We start from the raw sequence: 26,276 nt of genomic DNA on the forward strand, positions 1-26,276 counted from the left end.
CCACGTCGTGCCCACCCTGCCCACCAGATCGTCCCGGGAACCGCGGCGGGCGCGATCGGCGCACGAGGTACGCGAGGCCACGGCGGCGGGCATCTACGGCATCATCGTGAACGCCGCGGTGCTGGCCACCTCGCACGCGCGGACCGCGACCGCCACCGCCGTCACCGTGCTGGCCACGCTCGCCACGTACTGGGCCGCCGAGCGGTACGCCCGCATCCTCGCCGAGCGCATCCACGAGGGCCGCCGCCCGCGGTGGGACACGGTGCGCACCCAACTGACCAGCGGCTGGGAGATGATCACCGCTTCGCTGCTCCCGCTCGGTGTCCTGCTCGCCGTCCGGCTGACCGGCGCGGCCCTGCGTACGGCGATAATCGCGGCACTGGTGTGCAGCACCGTCCTGCTCTGCATGGCCGGCTGGCGGGTCGGCCGGCACGGGCGGCTGTCGGGGCCGGAACAGGTGGTGTCGGCCGCGGTGGCGGGTCTCTTCGGGGTCGCCATGATCGTGTTGAAAGCGTTGTTGCACTGAGTCGCCGGGCAGGTCATCCCGGTGGGATGAGGTGTCCGGCGGCGCGTCACACCACCGTGGTGCCACATGGAGAGCCGGCTCAGTATCCGCGGAAATGCTCTGGCGCCCGTCCTTCTGATGTTCCCGCTCGGCCTGTTGACCGTGGCGGTCCTGCTGGACGTGTTCCAGGTGCTCGGCGGTCCGCGGTTCGTCGGGACGCTCGCCTACTGCACGCTGGCGGCCGGCCTGGTGGGAGGAACCATGACCGCGCTGGCGGTACGGATCGACGAGGCGGTCGTGGCGTACCGGGCCGACGACCGGCCGGTGGCCCGGCGCTTCCTGCTCGACGGCGCGGTGCTGCTGCTCGTCGCGGTGCTCCTGCTGCTGCGGATGCGCACACCGGAACGCACCGTCGGGCCCGGACTGCTGCTGGTCGAGATGGTGGGACTGGCCATGGCGGCGGCCGGCGTCCTGACCGGCGCCGCGCTGCCGCGCGGCGGACGGGTGCGGGCCGGCACCGAGACCGTGCGGCTGGGACAGATCCTGGACGGCCCGGCACCGCACTGACGTATCCAGAAGTTCACGAGCGGAAGAGGTGGATCCGATGAGGGACAACCGCAAGATCGCCCAGCAGCGTCTCGTCACCGCGCTCGACGTGCTGCGCGGACGCCGACCCAAGTTCGACTACGGCCTGCTGCTGGTGATGCCGTTTCTCGCCGCGGCGGGCGGAGTCCTGATCTCCCTGGCCATCGACAACGCGGTCGAGCGGCGCCGGGCGAACGGCGCGGCCGTGCCGGATTCATCCGGCACGGATGGAGCATCCGCAAAGGTGCGGGCCGAAGCTTGACGGCACCGCCGAATCGAACGGGAGTAGGCCATGACGACCTTCACGGTGTGGAAGTTCGAGGACCCGGACGGCGCCGACCGCGCCGTCGCCGTGCTGAAGGATGCCGCGGCGGAGCGGCTGGTCCGCATCGACGACCACGCGGTGGTCCGCTGGCCGGTCGACGCGCCTCAGCCCACCGTCGAGCACGGGCACGAAGAGACCCGGCACGGCGCCGCCTGGGGGGCGCTCTGGGGTCTGGTGATCGGCACGCTGTTCCTGGTGCCGCTGGTCGGCGGTGCCGCCGGCGCGGCCATCGGTGCGATCAGCAAGGCGACCGAGGACGCCGGCATCACCTCGGAGCAGCTCGAGCGGATCCGTACCGAGGTCACCCGGGGCACCTCGGCGCTGTTCCTGGTGACCGAGGCGGGCGACCTGGACCGGCTCGGCGAACGGTTCCACGGTGACAACAGCACCCTGATCGCGACGAACCTCACGGACGAGGAACGGGACGTCCTGTACGAGACGTTCGGCGGTCGGTGAGCGCGCCCGCGAGGCCGGCCTCGCGGGCTATCACCTGTCCCAGGACCGCGGTCATCAGCAGGCAGAACGCCAGCACGTACAGCCAGCCGATGTAGGTGAACGCCAGGCCGATGGTGCCGTAGCGGTCGTAGCTGTTCTGCAGCGCGCGGGGCAGATAGACCGCACCGGCCGGGCGTACCGCCAGCATGACCAGGGCGAAGGCCAGCCCGCCCGGGACCAGCATGCGGATCGGCACGGCGCGGCTGAGCAGCAGGAGCGGCAGGAGTACGGCCACCGCGCAGTCGGCGATCACCAGCAGCGCCCCGGACCACAGATGCGGGCGGGGCAGCTCGGCGGTGAGCCAGCCGGACAGCCGCGTGCCGACCAGCAGCGCCGCCACCACCAGGACGGCGAGCAGCCAGCGCCAGGCGGCCCGCGGACCGGACGGCAGCCGGGGCACCTCCCACACGGTCCCGTAGGCGCGGGCGAGGGCACGCGCGAGCCCGGTGGACGACAGCAACACCACCAGCACGCCCGCCACCCCGAAGGTGCTCAGCCCGCGGTCGGTCAGCGCGTCGGCGATCAGGTGCCGGGACGAGTCCGGCAGTCGCGCCGCGGAGGCGAACCGGGCGACCTGGTCGGCGCCGAAGATCGCGCCGACCAGGATGAGGATCGGGAACAGGGACGTGAAGGCCTGCGCGGCCAGCGTCATCGCACGGTCGAAGATCTGTACCCGGACCAGTCCGGACGCGGTCCGGATCAGAATCCGGCCGATCGCCCGGTTCGCGATCCAGTCGATCCGGGTGCGCACCCCGTGGGGCAGCGCCGCCAGCAGCCGGGCCGCCGCCCGTGGGTCCCCGCCGCCCGGTCCGGGCCGGGTGGTCACCGGATCACCGCCGTCCGGCGGAGATGAGCGAGTCGATCCAGCGGGTCCGCGGGTCGATGTCGACGAGCAGCCCCTTGGCGAGCAGGCTCAACGGGATGGCCAGCAGGGCACCCAGCGGTCCGAGGACCCAGGTCCAGAACACCAGCGAGAGGAACGAGGCGGTGGCGGAGAGGCCGACGGCGTCGCCGACCACCTTGGGCTGGATCACCGACTGGATGACGAAGTTGACCAGGCAGTACAGCACGATGACCATCGTCATCAGCGGTACCCCGCCCTCGAGCAGGCCGAGCAGCGCCGGCGGCACCAGGCCCACCACGAAACCGATGTTCGGGATGTAGTTGGTGATGAACGACAGCAGACCCCACAGCAGCGGCAGCGGAATGTCCAGCGCCCACAGCACGAGCGTGTCGATCACCGCGACGATGATCCCGAAGATCGTCGAGACGAGCAGGTACCGCCGGGTGCCGCCGGCGAACGACCGCAGCGCGCCCACCACCTCCGGGCGGTGCACCGCGACCCGGCGCAACCGGCTCGGAAAGCTCACCGCGTCCAGACACAGGAACAGCAGGACGGCGAGCAGGAAGAAGGTGTTGGACGCGGTCGCCAGCAGGCCGCCCAGAGTCGCCTGGAGCAGATCGCCGGCCGCTTCCGGACGGATCGGGGCGGCGAGATCGCCGGCCCGGTCGGTGTCCACGCCGATGGCGGCGAGCGCGCCGGTCACGTCGGCGCGCAGGCCGGCGAGCTGGCTGCGGTACTGCGGCAGCAGCGCGACGAGGCGCGCGATCGACGCCGTCAGGGCGGCCCCGAGGGCGAACAGGACGAGATAGACGGTCCCCACCATGGCCGCCGCGGCCAGCCACGCCGGTGCGCCGCGGCGGATCAGCCGGGTGCTGAGCGGGCTGGCCGTGACGGTCAGCATCAGCGCGAGGAAGACCGGCGCCAGGATCTCCGCGAAGATCCGCAATCCGGCCACCGTCACCACCGCGCCGGCCAGACCGAGCAGCACGATCAGGCCGCGCGGCAGGCCGATCATGTCGCCGCCGGTGCCGGTGGCCGCGCGACCGGAGCCGTTGCCGTGTCCCCGCACGCGGAGTGCCGGTCGGCCGTTCCTGCCTGCTGCCCGGCCCACCGGCACCTCCCTGATCCGTGACCTGACCCCGTTCCAGCGGATGGGTCAGGACTCCCCGGCCTCGCGGCCGTGGACCGCGAGGGCGTAGATCACCAGCACGTCCAGCGCGATGATGATCGTGCTCCAGATCGGGTACGCGGCCAGGAACGCGATGTTCACCAGCGCGCTGACCACCGCGATCACGATGCCGAGCACCCGGGCCCACATCTGCCCGGCCATCACGCCGATTCCGGTGGCCACTGCGACCAGCCCGATCAGCAGGTGCGCCCAGCCCCAGGCGGTGTAGTCGATCTCGACCACCAGGCCGTTCGGGCTGACCAGGTAGTAGTCCTCCCGGAAGATCGCGACGAGTCCCTGGGTGCACTGGAACCCGCCCACCATCAACATCATGATGCCGCCGAACAGGACCACGCCGACCCAGGCCGTCGGCCGGGACCGGCTCGGCACGTCGTACGGCTCGTCGACCGGGTAGGACTGCTGCCGGGACGTCTCGGTGCTGCTCTGCTGTGTGTCCGACATGGGTTGTGCCACCTTTCGTCTGTCAGGTGCGGCGCCGGGGTGCCGGCGCCCGCGGGAGATCGTTGATCGCCGCGGCCAGATAGGGACCGACCACAGCCAGGCGGTCGTCGGCCGGAGCGGTGATCTCGATCCAGGACCCGTCCCAGATCTTCAGCACCACACCGATCGGCAGCGAGCCGTGCCATCGCGGAGCCTCGAACACGAGCGTGCGCACGCTGTCCACGGGCGGTTCGGTGCGCAGCGGGATCACCCGGGCGAGGATCGGGCCGCGGCGGACGAGCAGGACGTCGTCCGACCACATCGCCCACATCGGCCGGGACCAGCGACGGCCCAGTGCCGGCCAGATCGGGGACCGGTGCCCTCGGACGCGCAGGCTGCACCGGAACGCCCGGCCCGATCCCCGGAACCGCCGCCGGCTGTTCCGAGCGGCCAGTGCGACCAGCACCACGACCAGCACGAGGAAGGTGCCGAGAATGAGCGACATCCACACGACCGGGCTCCTTCCACTGGGCTGTCCCGGCACATGCTCGCGTCGTCCGGCGAGGCCGCGCGCCATCCCTGGCGAGTGAGTTCGCCGGCCGGCCCGGCCGGTGGCCGGGCCGGGCCGCGCCGGCTCAGATCAGGCCCAGGGCCCGGGCCCGGCGCACCGCCTCGTTGCGGCGGGACGCGGACAGCTTGCGGAGGATGCTGCGGACGTGGGTCTTGACCGTGTTGATCGACACGAACAGCCGGGCGGCGATCTCCTCGGTCGGCAACATGGCGGCGATGCCCTGCAGCACCTCCATCTCGCGCCGGCTCAGCGGCTCGACCAGGATCGGTCCGGTGTCCGGCGCGCCCGATCCGCCGGAGTCACGCCCGGCGCCCTGCAGCACGCGGTGTTGTTCGGCCAGTTCGTCGTCGTCGCGCAACAGCCGGCGCAGCTGGGCCCAGACCTGGTGCACCGCCCGCCGTTGCGCCTCCGGGATGGCGTGCCGGAGCGCGTGCCCGAGCGCGCTCCGGGCCTCCTCGGTGTCCCCGTCGTGCGCCGCCACCGTCGCCATCACCAGCCAGGCGTCCACCGCCACCGGCGAGGGCAGCCCCACCGCCACCAGGACCGGCCGGAGCAGTTCCCGGGCCGGCTCCGCGTCGCCGACCCCGACCAGGGCCGCGGCGTGGGCCACCCGGACCGCGTGGTGGGCCGGTGCGGGCAGCGCGCTGACCAGCCGGAGCGCGTCGCCGGCCCGCCCGACGGTGATCATCAGCCGGGCGCGCGCCAGGACGATGTCGCGGGCCAGCCAACGCGGTCTTCTTCGTCCGTCCGTCCGCTCGGCCTCGTCGAGCAGCTCGGCGGCGCCGCGTAACTCGCCCCGCGCCTGCAGCCGGCGCGCCTTCACCAGTGCGATGGTCGCGGTGGTCAGCGGGTCGGCGTCGGACCGCCGCCGCTGACCGGCGATGCGCAGATGGTGGCCGGTCGCGTCGACGTCGTAGCGTTCCATGGCCACCCACGCCAGCGCGGCGTGAGCGGTGACCGGCCGCCGGGCCGCCTCCAGGCCACACCGCTCCGCGATGTCGATCGCCTCCTCGGCGAGCCGCTCGGCGTGTCCGAGACGTCCGCGGTGCGCTTCGATGACGGCCAGGTGTTCGAGGCATTCAATTCGTGGGTACTGGTTATCCGGGTCAGCCTTGGCTATCGCCCGGGTGAAGGTGACCGCTGCCGCGTCGATCGCGCCCTGCCGGCTCTGTGCCCGGCCCTTCGCGGCCAGCAGCAGCACCGACAGTTCGGGGTGCCGGGCCAGCTGACCCGGTGGTGCGTGGGCCAGCGCCTGTTCTGCCGCGGCGGAGCAGCTGAGCACCTGCTCCTCCGTGCCGTACGCGTCCGCGAGCATGACCCGCAGCAGCAGGTCCGAGAGGGTGACGGCCGGGTCGTCACCCGCGGCGGCCCCGCCGTCCGGCCGCAGCCGCCACAGGTGCTGGGCGCAGTCCGCGGCGGAGCCGTCGGCGAGCGCCAGCGCCGCGGCGACCAGCGCCACCTGCGGAGTTTCCAGGTCGGTGGGCAGCTGGTGCAGGAGCCGGCCGATCCCTCCGGTCCGGCCGTCGATGAGGAGACGGCCGATGGCGTAGTGCTCGATGACGACCGTCGCGGCGGCGTCCCAGTCGCCGGCCTTGACCGCGTGGGCCACCGCGTCCGCGGTCTGCCCGCGTTCGGCGAACCACGCGGCGGCACGGCGGTGCAGCACCCGTAGCCGCTCCGGGGCGGCACACAGCAGCTGGGCCAGCAGGAGCTCGGCGAAGAGCCGGTGGAAGCGGTAGACGGTCGAGTACTCGGCGACCGGCTGAACGAACGCGTTGCGGCGTTCCAGATCGGTCAGGATGCCCCGGGCGTCGGCCCGGCCGCTGACCGCCTCGGCCAGCTCGGCGGTGAACGTGTCCAGCACGCTGATGTCCAGCAGGAACGACCGCACGTCGTCGGGCTGTACCCGGAGCACCTCGTCGAAGAAGTACTCGGCGATCGTCGCCTCGTTGCCGGTGATGGTGTCGACGATGCGGTCCGCGTCCTCCCGGCCCTGCAGGGCCATCGCGAACAGCCGCAGGCCCGCGGCCCAGCCCTCGGTGTGTTCGAGCAGCGAGGCCAGTTTCGCCGGACTGAGGTGCACGCCGTGCAGGCCGAGAAGCTTGGCGGCCTCGTCGGCGGTGAAGGCCAGATCCGCGCTGCGGATCTCGAGCAGCCGCCCGGCCAGCCGGTAGCGGTGCGTCGGCAGCGGGGGGTCCCAGCGTCCGATCAGGACGAGCCGCAGCAGCGGGGCGGTGTGGCGGAGCACGAACTCGAGCTCGGCGGCCCATTGGCTGCCGGCCAGGTCGGAGACGCCGTCGAGGACCACCAGGACGGGCTTCCGCAGACGGCTCAGCTCGGCCGCGAGCCGGACCAGGAAGGACCGGTCGACCGGCGACGACACGGGCGAGGCGGCCACGGACGGTGAGATCGCCAGGCCGGCATCGCGCAGCGCCTCGACGATGACCGTCCAGAACGGACAGGACCGGTCGTCGTCCTCGAGGTTGATCCAGGCGACCGCGCCGGAGGCCCGGGCCTCGGTGACCCACGAGGCCACCAGCTGCGTCTTCCCGCTGCCGGGTGGCCCGACGACCACGGTGACCGGCGCATCGCTGCCGCTGAGCCGGTTCAACAGGCGCGGGCGGGTGACCGCGAAGGGTGGACGATCGGGAACGTCGAACCTGGAGCGTAGGAGCGGATCATCGATGGTCGTCTCGTGACTTACCGAAACCAACGCGGAGGTAACAGCACGCACGGGACCCCCTTCCGCGGGCGCTAATCAGGAATTCAGCCTCTGCGGTACGCGTCAGTAGCGCATCCTCCGGATCGGATAATTCGGAGGATGTGCGCAGTCCTCCGCATCGGAGGGTACGCCGGGCGCTCCGGCGGCGTGAAGTGCACAGTCGCCACTCCGAGCGATCGTCGCGGTTCATCCGGCGGGCATGAGGCACCGGTTCGGCCCGGCCGACGACACTGCCGGAAGACCACATCGACGGGAGGCGACCCGATGACGCGTGCCCGGTACACCGCCGCCGCGGAGGCTCCGGCGGCTGCCGTGCCGTCCCGGCCGGCCCAACGGTGGCTCGCCCGGGCCGCCTTCGTGCTGGCCGCCGCGGCCACCGCCCTGCTGCTGCTCGTCGGGGTCCTGGCGGGCGTGCTGCTCCTGGCCGTCGCGATCGCCGGGCTGGCGGCCGGGCTGGCCGGCGCCTGGTGGTTCCTGAGTTCCCGGGGCCTGCGGCGGTGGGTCGCCGGGACGCTGGTCGTGCTGGCACCGCTCGCCGTGGCCGTCCTGTTCGCCGCCCACCGGCTGATCGCGGAGGTCGTGGCGTTCACGCTGTTGTGGGTCGCGGCCGTCGCGGCCGGACGCCGCGCGCTCGCCACCTCGAACGGGCCGGTGGAGTACGACAGTCCGCCGCCCCGGCGCCCATTCCTGATCATGAACCCGCGATCCGGGGGCGGCAAGGTCGAGCGGTTCGGGCTGGTCGAGCGCGCCCGGGCACTGGGCGCCGAGGTGGTCCTGCTCGCCGGGCCGGCGGAGACGGACGTGGCCGACCTGGCCCGCCGGGCGGTGCGCGACGGCGCGGACCTGCTCGGTGTGGCCGGCGGCGACGGCACCCAGGCCCGGGTGGCCGCCGTCGCGGCCGAGCACGGCCTGCCGTTCCTGGTGATCTCCGCGGGAACCCGGAACCACTTCGCGCTCGACCTGGGTCTGGACCGGACGGACCCGGCGACCTGTCTGAACGCACTCACCGACGGTGTCGAGATGCGGGTCGACCTGGGCCGGATGGGCGATCGTACGTTCGTGAACAACGCCTCGTTCGGGGCGTACGCGGCGGTCGTGCAGAGTTCCGCCTACCGCGACGACAAGGTCGGCACCGCGCTGGACATGCTTCCCGAGCTGCTCGCCGGGCATCGCGGGCCACGGTTACGGCTGCACGTGGACGACACCGTCCGGACCGGACCGCAGGCCGTGCTGATCAGCAACAACCCGTACGGTTCGGGGGACGTCGCCGGGCTCGGCCGGCGGCCACGGCTGGACGGCGGCGTGCTGGGCGTCCTGGCGGTCACGGTGCGCGGAGCGGTCGACGCCGCCGGGCTGGTGCGCGGTCGCCGCCGCGGGTCGGGGTCGCTCACCGTCCGCACCGCCACCGAGGTCGTGATCGATGCGGACGCGCCGTCGGTGCCGGTGGGCGTCGACGGCGAGGCACTCACGGTGTCCACACCGGTCCGGTGCACGATCCAGCCCGCGGCACTGCGGGTACGGGTGCCCCGCGACCGGCCGGGCGTCACACCGCGGCCGGACCTGGACTGGATCCGCCTGCGCCGGCTCGCTCTGTCCACCGGCCGCGGCTGATGCGGGCGCTCAGTACTCGCCCTGGTCGTCGGCGTCCGGGGAATGCACCCGCTCCAGTTGCATACCGCACCGGTCCAGCCGGTCCAGCAGGTGGCGCAGCTCCTCCGCGGACAGCCGGCCCCGGATGGTGGTACGCCGGGGCACCACCTCGCACGTCAGCTCGGCGAAAGTGGCTCGCAGAACCGGTCCGAGCAGACCTTGGACGTGAATCTCATAGCGGACATTCATGGCTTCGGGCTCTCCCGCCGTGGTCGGCTTACGGGGAACGTCTGCCCCGATCGTGCTCCGATCCGCGACGGCGCAGCTCATCCATGACGGGTGGACCCGGTGCAAGTACTGCCACGCCGACTGTTGCGTCGGCCCGCCCTTCCGTGATGGCCTGCCGGTGAGGGAACGGATCATGGGTCCGCACCGGCGCGCCGCCCGCCCAGGCGCGCCGGCGGACCGCTGCGCTGCACACCGCGGAATCGTGGACCCTGTCGGTGGCTGCTCCGCCGGGCGACGCATCCGCGTCCCTCAGCGGAACACCGCCTGCACGCAGGTGGCGGGACGCGAAGAGGGGAACAAGGGTGAAGCAGCACGGTGAAGCGAACCAGCCGGGTGGGCCGCCGGCCGTCCGGGCCGCGCCGGTGCTGGCCGCACCCAAGGTGTCCCGGCCCAGCGTCAGCCGGTCCAGCCTGCACCGGGCCCGCCTGACCGAACTGCTGGACGCCGGCGCGCGGCGGCCGGTCACGCTGGTCAGTGCCGGTCCGGGGTGGGGCAAGACCACGCTGGTGTCGGCGTGGGCGGCGACCCAGCGCCGGCCGGTGGCCTGGTTGACACTCGACCGTACCGACAACGATCCCCGCGTGTTCTCGGCGAACATCTTCGCGGCCCTGCGGTCCGCGACGGCCGGCCGGCTGCCGGCCGACCTCGGTCCCGGGCCCGGCGACGGCCTCGCGTGGCTCCGGGAGCTGGGTGGCGTGCTCGACCGGCTCCCGGCCCCGATGGTGCTCGTTCTCGACGACGTCGATGTGATCGACGATGCCCGGCTGGTCCGGGAGCTGAGCATCCTGCTGCGCCCGCCGCGGGCCGGGCTGCGGACCGTGCTGATCAGCCGTTCGGAGCCGGCGCTGCCGCTGCACCGGCTGCGCGCGGCCGGCGAACTGACCGAGATCCGCGCCGGTGAGCTCGCCTTCGACGCGGCCGAGGCGGCCACGTTGCTCGCCGGTCAGGGGGTCAGCCTGCCACCGGACGAGGTGGCGGTGCTGGTGCAGCGGACCGAGGGCTGGGCGGTGGGCCTGCAACTCGCGGCGGCCTTCGTCGCCGGCCCGGACGGCGGCTCCGTCGCCGACTTCACCGGCGACGTGCGGCCGGTCGACGACTACCTGTCCGAAGAGGTGCTGGCCCGCCAGACTCCGCAGGTACGGACGTTCCTGCTGTACACCAGCATCTGCGAGCAGCTGTGCGGCGAACTGGCCGACGCGCTCACCCTGGAACGCACCGGGCAGCGTTTCCTGGAACAGCTCGAGCAGGTCAACCAGTTCGTCGTCCGGCTCGACTCCCGGCCCTTCTGGTTCCGCTACCACCACCTGGTCCGGGACGTGCTGCAGCACCGTCTGATGCTGGAGGCCCCGGAGATGGTGCAGCTGCTGCACCGCCGGGCCGCCGACTGGTACGCCCGGCACGATCTCATCCTGGACGCTCTCGGCCATGCGGTCGCCGCGCAGGACTGGTCGTATGTCGGCCGGCTCGTGGTGGACGCGGCGCCGATGATCCTCTCCCGCGAGCGTGCCCGGCTGGTGAAGGTGATCGAGCAGGTGCCGGCCGGCGTGTTCGCGCGCACGGCCGAACTGGCCGTGTCCGAGGCGATGCTGCTGTTCAACGCCGGCGACTACGCGGGCCTCCACGAGCGGCTGGGCGAGGCGCGGGCCAAACTGGCCGGTCGGTCCGACGCCGAGGGCCGCCCGGCCGGAATCGCGATCCGGGCGCTGGGAGCCGCGGTGAGCCGGGTGGACGGCGACATGCCGGCGATCCTCGACAGCACCACCGAGCAGCTCGCCGCGCTCGCCCACGTGTCGTTCGCGCGGCTGCCCTCGACGCTGCAGTACCGGGCGATCGCGTTGAACAACAAGGGCGTGGCGCTGCTGTGGACCGGACGGACCGAGGCCGCCCAGCGATACCTCGCCATGGGGGCGGCCGCCGCAGGTGCGGCCGGTGTGGGACTGGTCGAGATCAACGCGCTCGGGCACCTGGCGTTGCTCGAGGTGATGTTCGGGTCGGTGCGGGAGGCCGAGCGGCGGGCCGGCACCGCGTTGGACAAGGCGGCCCGTGGCGGATGGACGAACGCGCTGCAGACCGTGCCCGCGCATCACGCCATGGCCCTGGTCGAGTTGGAACGCGGTCGCCCGGAACGGGCCGACCAGGCGCTGCAGCGGGGCTCACGCGCGCATCGCAGCGACCCCGAGGCGGCCCAGTGGAAGATGACGCTGGGCATCGCGGCGCGGCTGGCGATGGCACAGGACCGGGTGCCCAACGCACGGGCGTTGCTGACGGAGGCCCGCCGTCCGCGCTACCCGCGGGCCCGGCTGCCGGAGGTCGACCGCTGGCTCCTGGCCACCGAGTCCGAGGCGGACCTGCGCTCCGGCCGGCCCGATCTGGTTCGGCAACGGTACGGCCCACCGGGCCGGCCCGCCACGCTGACCCTGCCGGAGCGGAACCTGCTGGTTCGCGCGGCGCTCGCCACGCGCGACCTGAGCGGGGCGCAGTCGTCGCTGACCGAGCGGGGTTCGCTGATGTCGGAGACCGTGGCGACCGTCGAGGCGCGCATCCTGGACGCCCTGGTGTCCGACGCCGCCGGGCACGGACTCCGGGCCGGCGAGATGCTGGGCAGGGCGATCGCGCTCGCGGCGCCGGAGGGGATCCGCCGCCCGTTCCTGGAGCTGGCCGGCGGGCGGCTCGCTCACCTGATCGACCGGCAGAACCTGACCGCGGGCGAACACCCCCCGTTCGTCGCCGACCTCGTCCAGCGCATCGGCGCGGCCGGCCGGAACGGCACCGCGCGTGCCGCGAGCACCCTGAGCGAACGGGAGACCGAGGTGCTGCGCTACCTGCCGACCATGTTGACGGCGGCGGAGATCGGGGAGGAACTGGGGGTGTCGGTCAACACGATCAAGGCGCACATGCGGGCGATCTATCGCAAGCTCGGTACCGCACGACGCCGGCAGGCGGTGGCCCGTGCCCGCGAGCAAGGACTGCTCTAGACGGCCCGGGCGGGGCGGTCCTGGCTGCCCGTGCGCAGCGTCCGGGCCGCGCCGCCGTGCACCACCAGGGCGTAGATCGCGATGACGTCGAAACAGACGGCCAGCACCGTCCAGTACGGGTAGGCCGCCGCGAAGCCCAGGTTCACGAGTGCGTTCACCGCGGCCGCGAGCACGCCGATGGTCCGGCCCCACCGGTAGCCGGTCAGTACGCCGTACGCGCCGGCGATCAGGGCCACGCCGAGCACCAGCAGGGCGATCCCCCACGCGGTGTAGCTCGCATCGACCGCCAGGCCCGAGGCGGAGGACCGGTAGAAGTCCTCGTCGAACAGCGCGACCAGTCCCTGGACGATATTGATCAGGCCCGCGGAGAGCATGATGATGCTGACGAACAGCACCCACCCCAGCCAGGCGGTCGTCCGGGCGGTCAGCGCAGCGGCCGGCGCCGCGTGCGCGGGTGCCGGCCGTAGCCCGTTCCGGGACGCCGGCTCCGGCGCCTTGGCGGCCTCAGCTGTACTGGCGGCCTCAGCTGTACTGGCGGCCCCGGTGTCCGTGCCGTCGCTCGCCGGCGGGTGCATGTCCGTCATCGTGTCCTCCTGCTGCCAGTAATCGCACGGTCGCGCCGAGCTTCCCCGACACACCCCGGCGCCTGCCTCATCCAGCTGGGGTGAACGGACCACGCGGCGGCCGGCGCCGATCGGCGACCCGTTCATTCCGCCCGGATGAGGCTCCGTCCGGCGGCCCTGTGGCTGACTGGTGGAGCCGCCGGGCCGATGGGAGGAGACATGCCGGCTCGTCGTACGGCCCGGCACCGGGGCCGGGGGCGCAATCCGCTGCGGCGTACCTGCGACCGGATCGAGGCCGGGCTCACCCTGGTCCTCGTGCTCGCCATGCTCGTCCTCTCGCCGTGGGCCGGCCGGCTGGCGGCGGAGGCCGCCTTCCGGGACGTCACCGACGACAACGCCGGGCAGCGGCGGGAGCACCACCGGGTCCCCGCGGTCCTGGTGGCAACCGCCGACGGCGGTCCGGAGCTGGTGCCCGCCCGGGCCCGGTGGACGGCGCCGCACGGTGTGGTCCGCACCGGTACCGTCTTCGTCCGTGCCGACCGGGGTCCCGGCAGCACGGTGGAGGTGTGGGTCGACGACGGCGGGCGGCTGACCCCATCGCCGAGCCACCGCGATCCGCGGGCGGTCGCCGTGGTGGCCGCCGTGCTGGCCGTCGGCGCGGTCGCGGCCGTCCTGGCCGGTGTGCGCCGGCTGGTCCGGCGCCGGCTCGACCGTCGCCGGATGATCGCGTGGCAGACGGAATGGGCGACGGTCGGACCACGCTGGAGCGGGCGCCGCTAGCCGGCCACACCGGGGAGGCGGCCGGCGGCCACAAATCCAGCGCTGCCACCGGTCGCCATGTTGGCGGGCTCACAGTACGGTGTCTGACGTGTTCTCGCCCGGTGAACGGTGTCCCGCTCGGATCGAGCTCAGCGACCTTCAGGTCTTCTGGCTCCGGCGGCGGCCCTTCGCCGCGCTCCAGGTTCGGCGTCACCACGACTGTCAACTCGAGTTCCGGCACGACGGTGCCCACGGCGACCTCGGCCAGCGCAGCGACAAGGTCGAGTGGTGGGTCCGCTGGACCCTGACCTCCTCGGCGGTCGAGCAGGGCACGGCGTGTGCCGCGGTCGACGACGACACCGAGGAGTCCGCCGGGGAGGTCGTCTGTCTGCTGTTCGAGGGCCATCCGGGCCGCCACTCGTTCGATCTGGACCAGGTGTAGTCCGCGACCTGCTACCGGTCACCGGTCCGGTCGATCGCCCGGGCCAGCGACTGGAAGAGCGGGTGGCCGCACAGCACCCCGAGGGCCACCGCCACCATGGAACCGATCGCGCCCAGCAGGTCCTCGGCGCCCCGCACGACGTCCCGGCTCAGGTACTCGGTCATCCCGATCAGACTCAGGGCTCCGGGGACGAGCAACCAGAAGCCCGGCAGGAACGACACCAGCGCCGGCGGCCCCGACGGCACCCGCTCCACCGTGTACGCCACCACGGTCAGCACCACGGCGCCGACCAGCCCGCTGAGGTACCCGCCCAGGATCAGACCGCCGAGGTACTGACCGATCCAGCCGGCGTACAGCACCAGACACAGCCAGCCCAGGGAGCGTGGCGGGCCGGAGTGGAGCAGGTAGCTGCCGATGCCGACGATCAGCACCCCGATCCACGGTGCCCACTCCCCCAGCGCCCCCGCCGGGGTCTCCGCGTGCAGGTTCGCCGGCGGCGTGCCCACGGCGTGCGTGGCGCCGATGATGCCGAAGGCCAGCAGTAACAGCTGCAGGAAACCGGTCACCAGGCGGCTGGAGCCGGTGATCATCTCGGCGGCGGAGATCTCCACCACCGCCATGGTGAGCATCGCACCGGGCAGGAACGTGACCAGCGGTGCCACCATGGCCCGCAGATCCGCGTCGGCCCACCCGGTCCCCGCCAGCAGGAAGGTCAGGGTCGCCACCGCGAACGCGGCGGCCACCGGCAGGATCATCTGCAGGCCCGCGAGCCGCGCACCGGTCAGCTTCAGGAGGCCGACCAGCACACCGAACACCGCGGCCAGTACCAGATCACCCCAGGTCGGTTTCAGGACCAGGCAGATGCCCACGGTCAGCACGGCATGCCCGAGGACCCGGACGGCGACGCCGAACCGGGGCGGCATGTCGACGACCGCCTGCACCTGACGGGAGCCCTGGTCCGGCTCGAGATGACCACGCTCGGCCGACCGCAGGACCTCGAACAACGCCGCCGTCTGGTCGAGCCGCAGTCCACCGCGCAGCTGGCCGGTCGGCTCGAGCGTCGCCGGCCGCCCGGGTTCCAGCGCCACCACCAGGTACGTGGGCAGCACACTGACCCGCGCGTCCGGGGCACCGTAGGCGGCGGCCACCCGGCGCAGATGCTCCTCGACCCGGTTGACGGCCTCCCCGGCGGCGGTCAGCGCGCTGCCGAGGAAGAGCAGGAACTGCTGCAGATCTCCGGCTCTGCCGACTGTCCGGTCCGTCGTCACGGTCACCGACGCTAGCCAGCCGCGAGGGGGACCCACCTCACCACGCGCGGGTGAGGTGTCGTCGTCCGGCGACCGCGCGGCGCTCGCTCATCCCCGGCGAGTGACGCCCGCGCACCGCCCGGTCACCAGGCTGGACCCGGACGGGACAGCACGATCCAGAGAAGGGAACGGCATGGCCGGAACCGGGGCAACGGCGGCGACCGGCCGCAGTGCAGGTCGTGGCGTACTGCTGGCGGCGTGTGTGTCGGCACTGGTGGTCAACGCGAACACCTCCGCGGTGACGATCCTGTTGCCGGCGATCAGTGCGGACCTCGGCACCACGGTGTCCCAGCTGCAGTGGGCGGTGACCGGGTACATGCTGGTCGGCGCGGCGGTCATCGTGACCGCCGGCGCGATGGGCGACGTCTTCGGCCGGCGGCGGATCTTCGTCGGCGGCCTGGCCCTGTTCACCGCGTCCTGCGTGCTCATCGCGCTGGCCGGCGGCGGCGCCGGGGTGATCGCCGGCCGGATGATCCAGGGAGCGGCCGGTTCCACCATCCTCGCCTGCGGGATGAGCCTGTTGTCGGTCGCGTCGTCCGGCACCGGCCAGATGCGTGCCATCACGCTGTGGGGCGCGGCGTCGGCGGTCGGTGCCGCCGCCGGTCCCCTGCTCGGCGGGCTGTTGGCCGACACCGTCGGCTGGGCGGGTCTGTTCTGGATCGACGCCGCCATCGCCGCCGGCTGCATTCCGCTGACCCTGCGTACCGTCGCGGAGTCCCGCGATCCCGACCGGCCGCGGTCCATCGACGTGCTGGGTACGGTGCTGGTCGCGGTCGCCCTGGTGCCCCTCGTGCTGGCGCTCAGCGAGGGCGCGGACTGGGGCTGGGTCTCGGCGCCGACGCTGCTCTGCCTGGTGGTCTCCGGGCTCGGGGCCGCGGGGTTCGTGGCCGCCGAGCGCCGGGCCGCCGCGCCGCTGGTCGACCTGCGGCTGTTGCGCAACCGGGTGGTGATCGGCGCGACCGCGGCGATCCTGCTCGTCGCGGGCGCGATCAACGCTCTGATGTACCTGCTCAGCCTGTACTTCCAGGATCCGGCAGGGTTCGGCATGAGCGCGTTGCAGGCCGGCTTCGCCACGCTTCCGGCCGCCGCCGCGATGATCGCCGTCACCCCGTTGATCACGCCGCTCGCGGTGCGGATCGGGTCACGGCAGGCGGTGGCCCTCGGCTTCGGCCTAGCCGCGGCCGGCTGCGCGGCACTCGCGTTCGTGACCGCGGGCTGGAGCTACGCCGCTTTCGTCCTGCCGCTCGCCGTCATCGCGATCGGCCTGGGCCTGTCCAACGGGCCGGCGTCGTCGGCCTCCACCGCCGCCGTCGCACCGGCCGAGGTGGGACAGGCCGCGGGCATCTCCAACATGGCCCGGTACGTGGGCGGGTCGCTGGCCGTCGCGGCCGCCGCGACCGTCTCCGCCGCCGTGTCCGCGGCCCGCACCGCCGACGGCGCCGCGCCGGCCGACGCCCTGGCGGCCGGCCTGTCCCGCTCGGCGCTGCTGCTCGCCGGCATGGCGGGACTCGGCATCGCCCTCGCCGTGCTGATGGGCCGGCACCGGGGCACGACGCCGTCGACCCTCGAGCGTTCCGCCGCGGCCGCGGCGGCGAGTCACACCATCCCGACACAGCCGACGGCGCACCGCTGAGACGGGGCCGCGCCGGGGGCGAGGAGGTACGTCCGATGCACACCAGCCCGTTCACCACCAAGGACTACGTGCGCCGCATGGAGCGTGCGGTCGAGCAGGCCACCGCGGCCGGTCTCTCCGGGGTCCTGGTGGCCCCGGGTCCCGATCTCTCCTACTTCACCGGGTACCGTCCGACCGCGATCACGGAGCGGATCACGCTGCTCGTCCTCGACGCCGGCCGGGACCCGGTCACCCTGGTGCCGGCGTTGGAGCGCCCGGACGCCGAGGCGGCACCGGGGGCGTCCGCCGTCTCGCTGCTCGGCTGGGCCGACGGGACCGACCCGTACGCGATGCTCGCGCCGCTGCTGGATCCGGTCGGCCACTACGCGATCTCCGACTCCGCGTGGGCGCTGCACCTGCTCGGCCTGCAGCGGGCGGTGCCGGGTGCCCGCTTCCGCGCGATGACCGAGGCGCTGCCGATGCTGCGCGCGGTCAAGGAGCCCGAGGAGGTGGACCGGCTGGCCGCCGCGGGGGCGGCGGCGGACGCGGCGTTCGAGCAGATCGTCAGCGTACGCTTCGCCGGCCGCACCGAGCACGAGATCGGCGCCGAACTGGCGGCGCTGCTGCGCCGGTACGGGCACTCCGGGGTGGACTTCACCATCGTCGGGTCCGGTCCCAACGGTGCCAGTCCGCACCACGAGATGAGCGAGCGGATCGTCCGGGACGGGGACATGGTGATCCTGGACTTCGGCGGCGTGTGGGCCGACTACCGGTCGGACACCACCCGGACCGTGCACGTCGGCCCGGCGACCGACGAGGAACGGCAGGTGTTCGACGTGGTACGCCGGGCGCAGCAGGCGGCGTTCGAGGCGGTTCGCCCGGGCATCGCGTGCCAGGAGATCGACCGGGTGGCTCGCCGGGTGATCGACGGGGCGGGCTACGGCCGGTACTTCATCCACCGCACCGGGCACGGGATCGGCCTGACCACGCACGAGCCGCCGTACCTGGTGGAGGGCGAGCCGCGACCGCTGGTGCCCGGCATGTGTTTCTCCATCGAGCCGGGCGTCTACCTGCCGGGCCGGTTCGGCGTGCGGATCGAGGACATCGTGACGGTCACCGAGGACGGCGGCCGGCGGCTCAACCGCACCAGCCACGATCTGCGTTTCGTCTCGTGAGACACGGCGGGCGGCGGCATCCGGCCCGGGATGCCGCCGCCCGCCGCGGTCAACGGGCGCCGTACCGCTGCAGGAACAGCGCCTGGGCCAGCGCCATCCGGGCGATCTCCTCGGGATGGACACTTTCGTTCGGCGCGTGCATGCGGCACGCCGGGTCCTCGACGCCGATGAGCATGATCTCGGCGTCCGGGTAGGTGTCGGCGAACACGTTGCACAGCGGGATCGACCCGCCCTGCCCGAGCGCCGTCATCGGCCGGCCGAAGGCGTCGTGCATGGCACCGGCCAGCGCCGCGTACGCCGGTCCCCCGGTCCGGGCCCGGAAAGGGTGACCCGCCGCCTCCTGCGCGACCGTGACGTGCACGCCCCACGGCGCGGTCGCCTGCAACTGCCCGGCCAGCGCGTCGTACGCCTTGTCCGGATCCACTCCGGGCGGGACGCGCAGGTTCAGCCGGGCCCTGGCGTGCGGCTGGATGGCCGCGGCCGACCCGACCACCGGCGGGCAGTCGATGCCCAGGACGGTGACCGCCGGACGTGCCCAGATCATGTCCGACACGCTGCCGTCGCCGAGCAGGGCCACCCCGTCCAGCAGGCCGGCGTCGGCCCGGAACCGGTCGGCCGGGTACTCCTCGCCGGTCCAGGTCTGCGTGTTGTCCAGGCCGGCGATCGTGGTGTTGCCGGCGCTGTCGCGGAGCGTCGCGAGCATCTGCACGAGGGCGGCGAGCGCGTCCGGCGCGGGTCCGCCGAACATGCCCGAGTGCACCTCCGACCCGAGCGCCTCGACACCGACCACCACGTTGACCATTCCGCGCAGGCTGACCGTGGCGGCCGGCGCGCCGACCGCCACGTTACCGGTGTCGCACACCAGGATCGCGTCCGCGCGAAGCAGATCGGCGTTGCGCGGAACGAAGTCCTCGAGTCCGCCGGTGCCCTGTTCCTCGGAACCCTCCACGATGAGCTTCACGTTCACCGGGATCTCGCCGGCGAGCGCCCGCAGCGCCGTCAGGAGCATCACGATGTTGCCCTTGCAGTCGGCGGCACCCCGGCCGTACCACCGTCCGTCCACATCGGTCAGTGCGAACGGCGGGGTGTGCCAGGCGTCCTCGTCGAGCGGTGGCTGGACGTCGTAGTGGGCGTACAGCAGCACGGTGGGCGCGGCCGGGTCCTTCGCCGGCCGGGCACCGTAGACGGCACGGCTTCCGTCGGCGGTCTCGGCCAGCCGCAGATCCGTGAATCCGACCTGGGCGAACCGGTCGCGCACCCACTGCGCGGCCCGCTCGCACTCCTGCGGCGGGAACTGGCGCGGGTCGGCGACCGAGGGGATGGCCACCAGCTCGGCCAGGTCGGCGCGGGCTCGAGCCATCAGGCCGGTGATCCGTTCACGCGGGTCCATCCGGCTCACCCCTGCACCATGTCGGCGAACTTCAGAACGTCCGTGACCTCGACGAACTTCTCCAGTTCCTCCGGGCAGTAGACCTTGATGGCCAGCAACTGGCCCTGCAGCACGTTGTTGTCCGCGATCACCGGCCGGGCGCCGGGACCGCCGGCACCGTTGGTCAGCGTGCCGTACAGGATCGCCCGGTTGAGCGCCGAGTCCGGGTCGTCGCAGAGGGCGCCGCCGTCGTCGCCGAGCACCTGGACGATCTGTTCCTGCGACGGCACGCCCAGGCCGCGGGCGGACAGCTCGGCGCGGTACCGGTCGGCCTTCGCCTCGGCCTCCTCCGACGACCGGGCCGACTCGAACGCGAACAGGGCGACGCCGAGGAGCAGGAGGAAGCTGACACCGAGCACCACGTAGGTGGTCCGGTGGGTCCGGTCGGCATCGTTGACGGTGGCCCGGATCATGCCGGCACCTCCTCGGGGTCGGCCGTCCGCCAGGACGGTTTACGCAGCCGGTAGAACAGGTAGGGCACGAGCAGCCCGAGCCCGAGCGCGCCGCCCGCCACGATCAGCAGGTACACCCCGATGTTGCCGGAGCCGAACTGGGACGGCGGGATGAATCCGATCAGCAGCGCGGCGAGGGAGGCCGCGAAGCCGACGCCGCACAGACCGACCAGCATCGGGGCGCGATATCCGCGGGGGTGGTCGGGCTGCCGCTTGCGCAGCCGGGCGGCCGCGATGAACATCAGCAGGTACATGATCAGGTAGACCTGGGTGGTGATCACCGAGAAGATCCAGTACGCGCTGGACACGTCCGGGATCAGTGCGTATCCGAGCGCGATGACCGTGGTGACCACGCCCTGGGTGACCAGGATGTTCTGCTGCACGCCGTGGGAGTTCAGGCGTTGCAGGAACGGCGGCAGGTAGCCCTCCTGCCGGGAGATCAGCAGCAGACCACGGGACGGACCGGCGAGCCAGGTGAGCATGCCGCCGAGGGACGCCGTGACCAGCATGATCCCGACGATCGGGGTGAGCCACTGCGACCCGAACTGGGCGAACACCGCGTCGAACGCCTGCATGATGCCGGCGGTCAGGGAGAGCTGCTCGGCCGGCACGATCCAGCTGATCGCCAGCGCCGGCGGGATGAAGATGAGCAGCACCAGGCCCATCGCGAAGAACATCGCCTTCGGGAACTGCTTGGCCGGATCGCGCAACGACGAGACGTGCACCGCGTTCATCTCCATGCCGGAGTACGACAGGAAGTTGTTGACGATGAGCACCAGGCTGGCCAGTCCCGCCCAGGCCGGAAGCAGGTTGTCGGCGGTCATCGGGGCGGCGGACTCATTGCCCTGGCCCAGGAAGACGAGGCCGAGCGTGACCAGCAGCACGCCGGGGATCAGGGTACCGATGATCAGGCCGCTGCTGGCCAGACCGGCGACGCCCTTGGTGCCCCGCGACGACACCCACACCCCGGTCCAGTAGCAGACCACGATCACGATCGCGGTCCAGACGCCGTTGCTCGCCAGGTCCGGGTTGATGACGTACGCCAGCGTGGCCGCCACGAAACCCAGCAGGCTCGGGTAGTAGAAGACCGTCATGGCGAACTGGCACCAGACGGCCAGGAAGCCCATCGGCTTGGAGATGCCCTCACTGACCCACCGGTAGACACCGCCGCTCCAGCCGGACGCAAGCTCGGCGGAGACCAGCGACGTCGGGATCAGGAAGACCAGGGCCGGGATGAGGTAGAGGAAGACGCAGGCCAGCCCGTACACGGCCATGGTCGGTGACGGCCGCAGGCTGGCCACCGAACTGGTCGTCATGAGGGCCAGCGCGACCCACGAGATGTAGGCGACCGCGGGTGCCCGGGTGCCTGCCACGGCCCGGGGGTCGGTCGGTGGTACCGACCGGCTCGCGGGGACATCCTTCGTGCTCACGGTGAATCCTCCGATTCTGCGGGACGGTCAGTACGGCGCCGGGATGTAGTGCGGCGGCACGGCCGGCTCGGCATAGCCGTCCGCCTTCTGCCGCTTCGGCAGCGTCACCGGGCGGCGCGGCAGCGGCTCGTACGGGACGCTGCCGAGCAGGTGGTTGATGATGTTGAGCCGGCCGCGCTTCTTGTCGTCGGTACGTGCCACGTACCACGGGGCCCAGGGGGTGTCCGTCGCGCGGAACATCTCGTCGCGGCAGCGCGAGTACTCGTACCATCGGCTGTAGGATTTGAGGTCCAGGTCGGAGAGCTTCCACATCTTGCGGGGGTCGTCGATCCGGCTCTGCAGGCGCCGGGTCTGCTCGTCGGCACTGACCTCCAGCCAGTACTTGAGCAGGATCACCCCGGAGTCCACGATGGCGCGTTCCACGTCCGGTGTCGCGTGCAGGAACTCCTCGGTCTGCGCCTCGGTGCAGAAACCCATCACCCGCTCGACGCCGGCCCGGTTGTACCAGCTGCGGTCGAAGATGACGACGTCACCGGCGCCCGGCAGGTGGGGCACGTAGCGCTGCAGGTACATCTGGGACCGCTCGCGGGGCGTCGGTGCGGGCAGCGCGACCACCCGGAACACCCGCGGGCTCACCCGCTCGGTGATCGCCTTGATGGTGCCGCCCTTGCCGGCGGTGTCCCGGCCCTCGAACACCACGCAGACCTTCGCTCCGGTGGACCGCACCCACTCCTGCATCGCGACCAGCTCGCCGTGCAGCAGCCGCAGTTCGCGCCGGTACTGCTTGTTTCTCATCCGGGGTTTCGGCCGGGCGCCGTTGCCGGTCGCGGGATCCGGCGACGGGTGACCGGCGTGCGCCGCGTTCTTGTGCTTGGCCATGGCTCTCTCCTCGGCTGGTCAGGTGGGCAGCGGCGGCATGCGGTCCGGAGCCGGCGCGCGGCCGCGGTCCGGCGTGACGGCCTCCACCGGGTCGATGGCCACGTGCGGGACCCGGGCCCGGCGGATCAGCTTCGCGGTCTCGACCACCGTCGGCAGGGCCAGCGCGAGGGCCAGGCAGGCCAGCCACTGCGGGCCGGTCAGCGGCTGGGTGAGCAGGCTCTGCTGCAGGAAGTCGACCCGGGTGGCGAGCACCAGGAGCGCGACCGTGATCAGCCCGATCCCGGCGGCCTTGAGGATCGGCGGCACCAGCCCGCCGGCCGGATCCCGGCGGTTGGTGATCGCATTGCCCACGGTGCCCAGGCCGAGGACGACGAACGCCATGGTCATGGCCGCGCTGGGGGCGTCGGTACGCGGCTCGTCCGGACCGGCAACGAGCGGCACGAGCGCGGCGCCGAACAGCACCAGGGCGTAGAGCAACCAGAACAGCACCGCCCGGCGGTTGGTGATCTGCACCTTCGGATCGCGCGGCGGGCGGTGCATGACCCGTGGGTCGCCCGGGTCGACCGCGATGATGATCACGCCCACGGCGGTGGCGAAGAAGAACAGGTAGAGCACCATCGACGGGGTCAGCGCCACGCCGTTGTTGATGTTGAACGCGGTGGCCGCCACGAACAGCATCACCAGGGCGAGCAGCTGGGTCATCTGGTAACGCACGTAGGCGACGATCTTCCCGTACACCCGGCGGCCGATCTCGACCGCGCGCACCAGCGTGCCGAAGTTGTCGTCGGTGAGGATCATGCGGGCCGCCTGCTTCGTGACCTCGCTGCCACTGCCCATGGCGACGCCGATGTCCGCCTGTTTCAGCGCGGCCGCGTCGTTGACCGCGTCACCGGTCATCGCGACGATCTGGCCCTGCCGCTGCATCGCCCGGGCCAGCCGCAGCTTGTCCTCCGGCGACACCCGGCCGAACACGTGCAGGTCCGGCAGCCGGCGATCGAGTTCCTCGTCGGACATCTGCCGCAACTCGGTGCCGCTGAGCGCGCCCGGGCCCAGCCCGAGCATGCCGGCGATCGCCTGAGCGGTCACCGCGTGATCGCCGGTGATCATGCGGACGTCGATGCCCGCCCGCAACGCCGTGCGGACCGCGTCGTGCGCCTCGGCGCGCAACGGGTCGATGATGCCGACCAGGCCGACGAAACTCAGGCCCGTGGTCAGCGCCATCGGGTCGCGGTTCAGCTCCGGCTCCTCGTCGGGTTCCACGATCCGGGTGGCGAACGCCAGCACCCGCAGGCCCTGCGCGCCCATCCGCCGGTCGGCCTCCTCGATCGCCTCGCGGACGTCGTCGATCTCGGCCGGCCGGTCGCTCAGCGCTCCCCCGGCCCGGGCACAGCGCGCCAGCACCACGTCCGGCGCGCCCTTGACCAACTCGATGACCCGCTCGCCGCCGTCCACCGGATACCGGTGGAAGGTGGCCATGAACTTGTACTCGGAGTCGAACGGCACCTCGGCGATCCGGGGGTACGCCCGGCGGGTCTGCTCGGCGTCGACCCCCAGCTTGGCCGCCAGCACCACCAGCGCCGCCTCGGTCGGGTCGCCGACCACGGCGCCGTCGTCCGCGACGATCGCGTCGCTGTCCAGCACCAGGCCCAGGGCGAGCCGGGTGAAGTCCGGCACCGGCAGGCCGGCCACCGAGGTGATCGCGCCGGACTTGCGGTAGCCGTCGCCCGCCACGGTGAACCAGGCGCCCTGGGTGTAGAGCAGCGAGACCATCATCTGGTTCATGGTCAGCGTGCCGGTCTTGTCGGTGTTGATCGCGCTGGTGGCGCCGAGTGTCTCGACATCGGTGAGGTTCTTGACGATGGCGCGCGCCGCGGCGAGATTCTTGGCGCCGTACGACAACAGCCCGGCGACGAACGCCGGCAGGCCGGTCGGGATGGCGGAGATCGCCACCGCGGTGCCCAGCAGGAGCAGTTGGTCCAGCTCCAGTCCGCGGATCCAGCCCACCACGACGATGAACGCGACCGCGGACCAGGCGATGACGCCGAGCACCTTGGTCAGCGCGTCGAGTTCCCGCTGCAGCGGCGAACGGGTCCGTTCGACCTGCGTGAGCATGGTGGCGATGCGGCCCATCTCGGTCTGCATGCCGGTCGCGGTGACCGCCACCGTCGCCGTTCCCCGGGTCACCGACGTGTTCTGGAACAGCATGTTGGACCGGTCGCCGAGGGCCACCTCACCCGGTGGCAGCACACCGGCGTCCTTGGCCACCGGCGCGCTCTCCCCGGTCAGCGCCGCCTCCTGGGTCTCCAGCGTGCTCGACCGCAGCACCCGCCCGTCCGCCGGGACGATGTCGCCCGCCTCCAGACGCACCACGTCGCCGGGGACCAGCTCCACGGCCGGCAGCAGCACCACGTGGCCGTCGCGGACCACCCGCGCGGCCGGCACCTGCATCCTGGACAGCGCGTCCACGCTGGCCCGGGCGGCGAGCTCCTGCCGGGCACCGAGCACGACGTTCAGCAGCACCAGGAGCGCCACGATCACGGCCGTCGAGAATTCGCCGATGACGACTCCCGCGGCCACCACGACCACCAGCATGATGTTCATCGGATCGCGCAGCTGCCGCATCGCCACCGACCAGGCCGGCGGAGCCTTCTCCTCGGCGATGCGGTTCGGCCCGAGCCGGCCGAGCCGGTCGACCGCCGTCGCGCGGTCCAGCCCGCGCTCGGCATCGGTGCCCAGCGCCGACACCACCTCGGGCGCCGTACGGGCGTACCACGGTGGCCGGTCGGCCACAGCGCCGGACCGCTGCTGATCGATCATGCTGGTCGCTTCGGTCATCACGCGCCCCCAGGGTCCGAGCAGGCCGATCCCGCCCGGTGTACGGGTTCACGTTCACGCCTGATCGACACCCGCCCCTCACCCCGGGCGGATGGTTTCGGTTCGGCGCCGGATCCGCATCCGCACCGCCGCCCGAACCGGCGCCGCCGCCGGCCCTGCGGCGGGTGCGGCCCGCCGCGCGGCGTTCATTCCCCGGGGATGGCGTGCGCCGGCCGGACCCTCGGCGATCCTCAGGGGATGGACCCCAGCCGTGGAGCCCGCGCCGACACCCTGTTCACCGTCGCCGCGGTGACGGCCGCGGTGCTGGTCGTGCCGTGGACCGCGGGGTGGAGCGCCCAGCGCACACATCCCGAGGACGTGGGGACCGGTTCCGCGGAGTGTTTCCCGATCGTCGTCCTGCTCGACGAGCCGGCCGGACCACCTCCCGCGACGGGTGCCGGGCCCGGCGCCCCGGCACCCGGCCGGATCGGAAGCATCCTGGTCTGCGGGCGATAACCGCGACGCCGGCCGTGGTCCGGAAGGGCCGGAACGCAGACTGTCCGGCACGCCCGGGTGGACGTGCCGGACATGCCGGCCATGGGGTCACAGCGGCGACGTCGCGCGCTCCCGTCGCGTGCCGTCGGCGCGCGGACCGACCGGCGCGCCGCGCCAGGCACCCATCCCGGCGGACCCGGCCGCCCTGGCCCGCAACCACTGCCGCCGCGCCAGCTCCGACGGCGGGATCTCCATCCGCGCCACACGATTCCGGGTCAGGGACGCGACCGCGACGGTGCACAGGGCCAGCCCGGCGATCCCGAGAGCGCCGGCGGTCGCCTCCAGCACCGCCGCCGCGACCAGGAGCCGGCGGACCGACCGTGCGGACTGTGGCAGTTTTCGTACCATCG

25 protein-coding genes are annotated in these 26,276 nt (G+C 72.7%); 11 read left to right on the forward strand and 14 right to left on the reverse strand.

Features of this window, described 5'->3' with window-relative positions; genetic code table 11:
- Positions 1-7 precede the first annotated feature (7 nt).
- The 4 genes from LDL48_RS01150 (at position 8) to LDL48_RS01165 (ending at position 1,871) form a co-directional block, all read left to right on the forward strand.
- Positions 8-526 carry a hypothetical protein gene (locus tag LDL48_RS01150; protein ID WP_225253045.1) on the forward strand — a complete coding sequence of 173 codons (519 nt, stop codon included), beginning with the start codon at positions 8-10 and terminating at the stop codon, positions 524-526.
- Between the two features lie 66 nt (positions 527-592).
- A complete protein-coding gene (locus LDL48_RS01155) occupies positions 593-1,072 on the forward strand; it encodes a DUF2231 domain-containing protein (protein WP_308016416.1) in 480 nt (159 codons plus the stop codon).
- A 37-nt stretch (positions 1,073-1,109) separates the two neighbouring features.
- Complete coding sequence (locus LDL48_RS01160; RefSeq protein WP_225253047.1) at positions 1,110-1,352, forward strand: hypothetical protein; 243 nt, start codon at positions 1,110-1,112, stop codon at positions 1,350-1,352.
- A 30-nt stretch (positions 1,353-1,382) separates the two neighbouring features.
- Positions 1,383-1,871, forward strand: coding sequence for a DUF1269 domain-containing protein (locus LDL48_RS01165; protein ID WP_225253048.1), 489 nt, complete (start codon positions 1,383-1,385; stop codon positions 1,869-1,871).
- Here the strand turns inward: LDL48_RS01165 and LDL48_RS01170 are convergent.
- The 5 genes from LDL48_RS01170 to LDL48_RS01190 form a co-directional block, all read right to left on the reverse strand.
- Positions 1,822-2,736: a YhjD/YihY/BrkB family envelope integrity protein gene (locus tag LDL48_RS01170; protein WP_225253049.1), complete on the reverse strand. Its 915-nt coding sequence runs from the start codon at positions 2,734-2,736 to the stop codon at positions 1,822-1,824. The two genes, LDL48_RS01165 and LDL48_RS01170, sit on opposite strands and share 50 nt — an antisense overlap.
- A 4-nt stretch (positions 2,737-2,740) precedes the next feature.
- Positions 2,741-3,865: an AI-2E family transporter gene (locus LDL48_RS01175; RefSeq protein ID WP_225253050.1), complete on the reverse strand. Its 1,125-nt coding sequence runs from the start codon at positions 3,863-3,865 to the stop codon at positions 2,741-2,743.
- A gap of 45 nt (positions 3,866-3,910) precedes the next feature.
- A complete protein-coding gene (locus tag LDL48_RS01180; protein WP_225253051.1) occupies positions 3,911-4,384 on the reverse strand; it encodes a DUF7144 family membrane protein in 474 nt (157 codons plus the stop codon).
- Positions 4,385-4,406: 22 nt separating this feature from the next.
- Entirely contained in the window at positions 4,407-4,868 is a 462-nt protein-coding gene (locus LDL48_RS01185; protein WP_225253311.1) for a hypothetical protein, read from the reverse strand.
- A 130-nt stretch (positions 4,869-4,998) separates the two neighbouring features.
- Complete coding sequence (locus LDL48_RS01190; protein WP_255627020.1) at positions 4,999-7,545, reverse strand: winged helix-turn-helix domain-containing protein; 2,547 nt, start codon at positions 7,543-7,545, stop codon at positions 4,999-5,001.
- Positions 7,546-7,920: 375 nt separating this feature from the next.
- Here LDL48_RS01190 and LDL48_RS01195 point away from each other — a divergent pair, with 375 nt between their 5' ends.
- A complete protein-coding gene (locus tag LDL48_RS01195) occupies positions 7,921-9,267 on the forward strand; it encodes a diacylglycerol/lipid kinase family protein (RefSeq protein WP_225253053.1) in 1,347 nt (448 codons plus the stop codon).
- Positions 9,268-9,276: 9 nt separating this feature from the next.
- Here the strand turns inward: LDL48_RS01195 and LDL48_RS01200 are convergent, their stop codons facing one another.
- Entirely contained in the window at positions 9,277-9,495 is a 219-nt protein-coding gene (locus LDL48_RS01200) for a DUF8691 family protein (protein ID WP_225253054.1), read from the reverse strand.
- A 341-nt stretch (positions 9,496-9,836) separates the two neighbouring features.
- Here LDL48_RS01200 and LDL48_RS44365 point away from each other — a divergent pair, with 341 nt between their 5' ends.
- A complete protein-coding gene (locus tag LDL48_RS44365) occupies positions 9,837-12,509 on the forward strand; it encodes a winged helix-turn-helix domain-containing protein (RefSeq protein WP_225253055.1) in 2,673 nt (890 codons plus the stop codon).
- Here LDL48_RS44365 and LDL48_RS01210 read toward each other — a convergent pair.
- Positions 12,506-13,093 (reverse strand): DUF7144 family membrane protein, encoded by a 588-nt coding sequence (locus tag LDL48_RS01210; RefSeq protein ID WP_225253056.1) that lies wholly within the window; start codon positions 13,091-13,093, stop codon positions 12,506-12,508. The two genes, LDL48_RS44365 and LDL48_RS01210, sit on opposite strands and share 4 nt — an antisense overlap.
- 198 nt (positions 13,094-13,291) lie before the next feature.
- On the opposite strand from LDL48_RS01210, the gene LDL48_RS01215 reads away from it, so the two are divergent.
- Positions 13,292-13,852: an Rv1733c family protein gene (locus LDL48_RS01215; RefSeq protein ID WP_225253057.1), complete on the forward strand. Its 561-nt coding sequence runs from the start codon at positions 13,292-13,294 to the stop codon at positions 13,850-13,852.
- Between the two features lie 88 nt (positions 13,853-13,940).
- A complete protein-coding gene (locus LDL48_RS01220; protein ID WP_225253058.1) occupies positions 13,941-14,273 on the forward strand; it encodes a hypothetical protein in 333 nt (110 codons plus the stop codon).
- Between the two features lie 11 nt (positions 14,274-14,284).
- Here LDL48_RS01220 and LDL48_RS01225 read toward each other — a convergent pair whose 3' ends face one another.
- Positions 14,285-15,541: a threonine/serine exporter family protein gene (locus LDL48_RS01225; protein WP_225253059.1), complete on the reverse strand. Its 1,257-nt coding sequence runs from the start codon at positions 15,539-15,541 to the stop codon at positions 14,285-14,287.
- Positions 15,542-15,713: 172 nt separating this feature from the next.
- Between LDL48_RS01225 and LDL48_RS01230 the strand changes: the two genes are divergently transcribed.
- Together LDL48_RS01230 and LDL48_RS01235 are read left to right on the forward strand one after the other, a co-directional pair.
- Entirely contained in the window at positions 15,714-17,213 is a 1,500-nt protein-coding gene (locus LDL48_RS01230; RefSeq protein ID WP_225253060.1) for an MFS transporter, read from the forward strand.
- A 77-nt stretch (positions 17,214-17,290) separates the two neighbouring features.
- Positions 17,291-18,367, forward strand: coding sequence for a M24 family metallopeptidase (locus tag LDL48_RS01235; protein WP_443667664.1), 1,077 nt, complete (start codon positions 17,291-17,293; stop codon positions 18,365-18,367).
- Positions 18,368-18,416: 49 nt separating this feature from the next.
- On the opposite strand, the gene LDL48_RS01240 is transcribed toward LDL48_RS01235, so the two are convergent.
- Genes LDL48_RS01240 through LDL48_RS01260 form a run of 5 tightly spaced genes read right to left on the reverse strand, consistent with a single transcriptional unit; the run spans position 18,417 to position 25,392 of the window.
- The gene (locus tag LDL48_RS01240; protein WP_225253062.1) at positions 18,417-19,757 is read right to left on the reverse strand and encodes a dipeptidase; all 1,341 of its coding nucleotides are present in this window, start codon (positions 19,755-19,757) and stop codon (positions 18,417-18,419) included.
- 5 nt (positions 19,758-19,762) lie between these two features.
- Positions 19,763-20,209 (reverse strand): hypothetical protein, encoded by a 447-nt coding sequence (locus LDL48_RS01245; RefSeq protein ID WP_225253063.1) that lies wholly within the window; start codon positions 20,207-20,209, stop codon positions 19,763-19,765.
- Complete coding sequence (gadC, locus tag LDL48_RS01250) at positions 20,206-21,678, reverse strand: glutamate/gamma-aminobutyrate antiporter GadC (RefSeq protein WP_225253064.1); 1,473 nt, start codon at positions 21,676-21,678, stop codon at positions 20,206-20,208. The genes LDL48_RS01245 and gadC overlap by 4 nt, the downstream gene beginning before the upstream one ends.
- A 27-nt stretch (positions 21,679-21,705) precedes the next feature.
- On the reverse strand, positions 21,706-22,557 hold the full coding sequence (gene ppk2 / locus LDL48_RS01255) for a polyphosphate kinase 2 (protein ID WP_225253065.1): 852 nt from the start codon (positions 22,555-22,557) through the stop codon (positions 21,706-21,708).
- A gap of 18 nt (positions 22,558-22,575) precedes the next feature.
- A complete protein-coding gene (locus tag LDL48_RS01260) occupies positions 22,576-25,392 on the reverse strand; it encodes a cation-translocating P-type ATPase (RefSeq protein WP_225253066.1) in 2,817 nt (938 codons plus the stop codon).
- A 237-nt stretch (positions 25,393-25,629) separates the two neighbouring features.
- On the opposite strand from LDL48_RS01260, the gene LDL48_RS01265 reads away from it, so the two are divergent.
- Positions 25,630-25,887: a hypothetical protein gene (locus LDL48_RS01265; RefSeq protein ID WP_225253067.1), complete on the forward strand. Its 258-nt coding sequence runs from the start codon at positions 25,630-25,632 to the stop codon at positions 25,885-25,887.
- A gap of 87 nt (positions 25,888-25,974) precedes the next feature.
- On the opposite strand, the gene LDL48_RS01270 is transcribed toward LDL48_RS01265, so the two are convergent.
- Positions 25,975-26,274, reverse strand: coding sequence for a hypothetical protein (locus LDL48_RS01270; protein ID WP_225253068.1), 300 nt, complete (start codon positions 26,272-26,274; stop codon positions 25,975-25,977).
- Between the last annotated feature and the right edge of the window lie 2 nt (positions 26,275-26,276).

The sequence above is a fragment of the Jidongwangia harbinensis genome (assembly GCF_020216025.1).
GTDB classification, from domain to species: Bacteria; Actinomycetota; Actinomycetes; order Mycobacteriales; family Micromonosporaceae; genus Actinoplanes; species Actinoplanes harbinensis.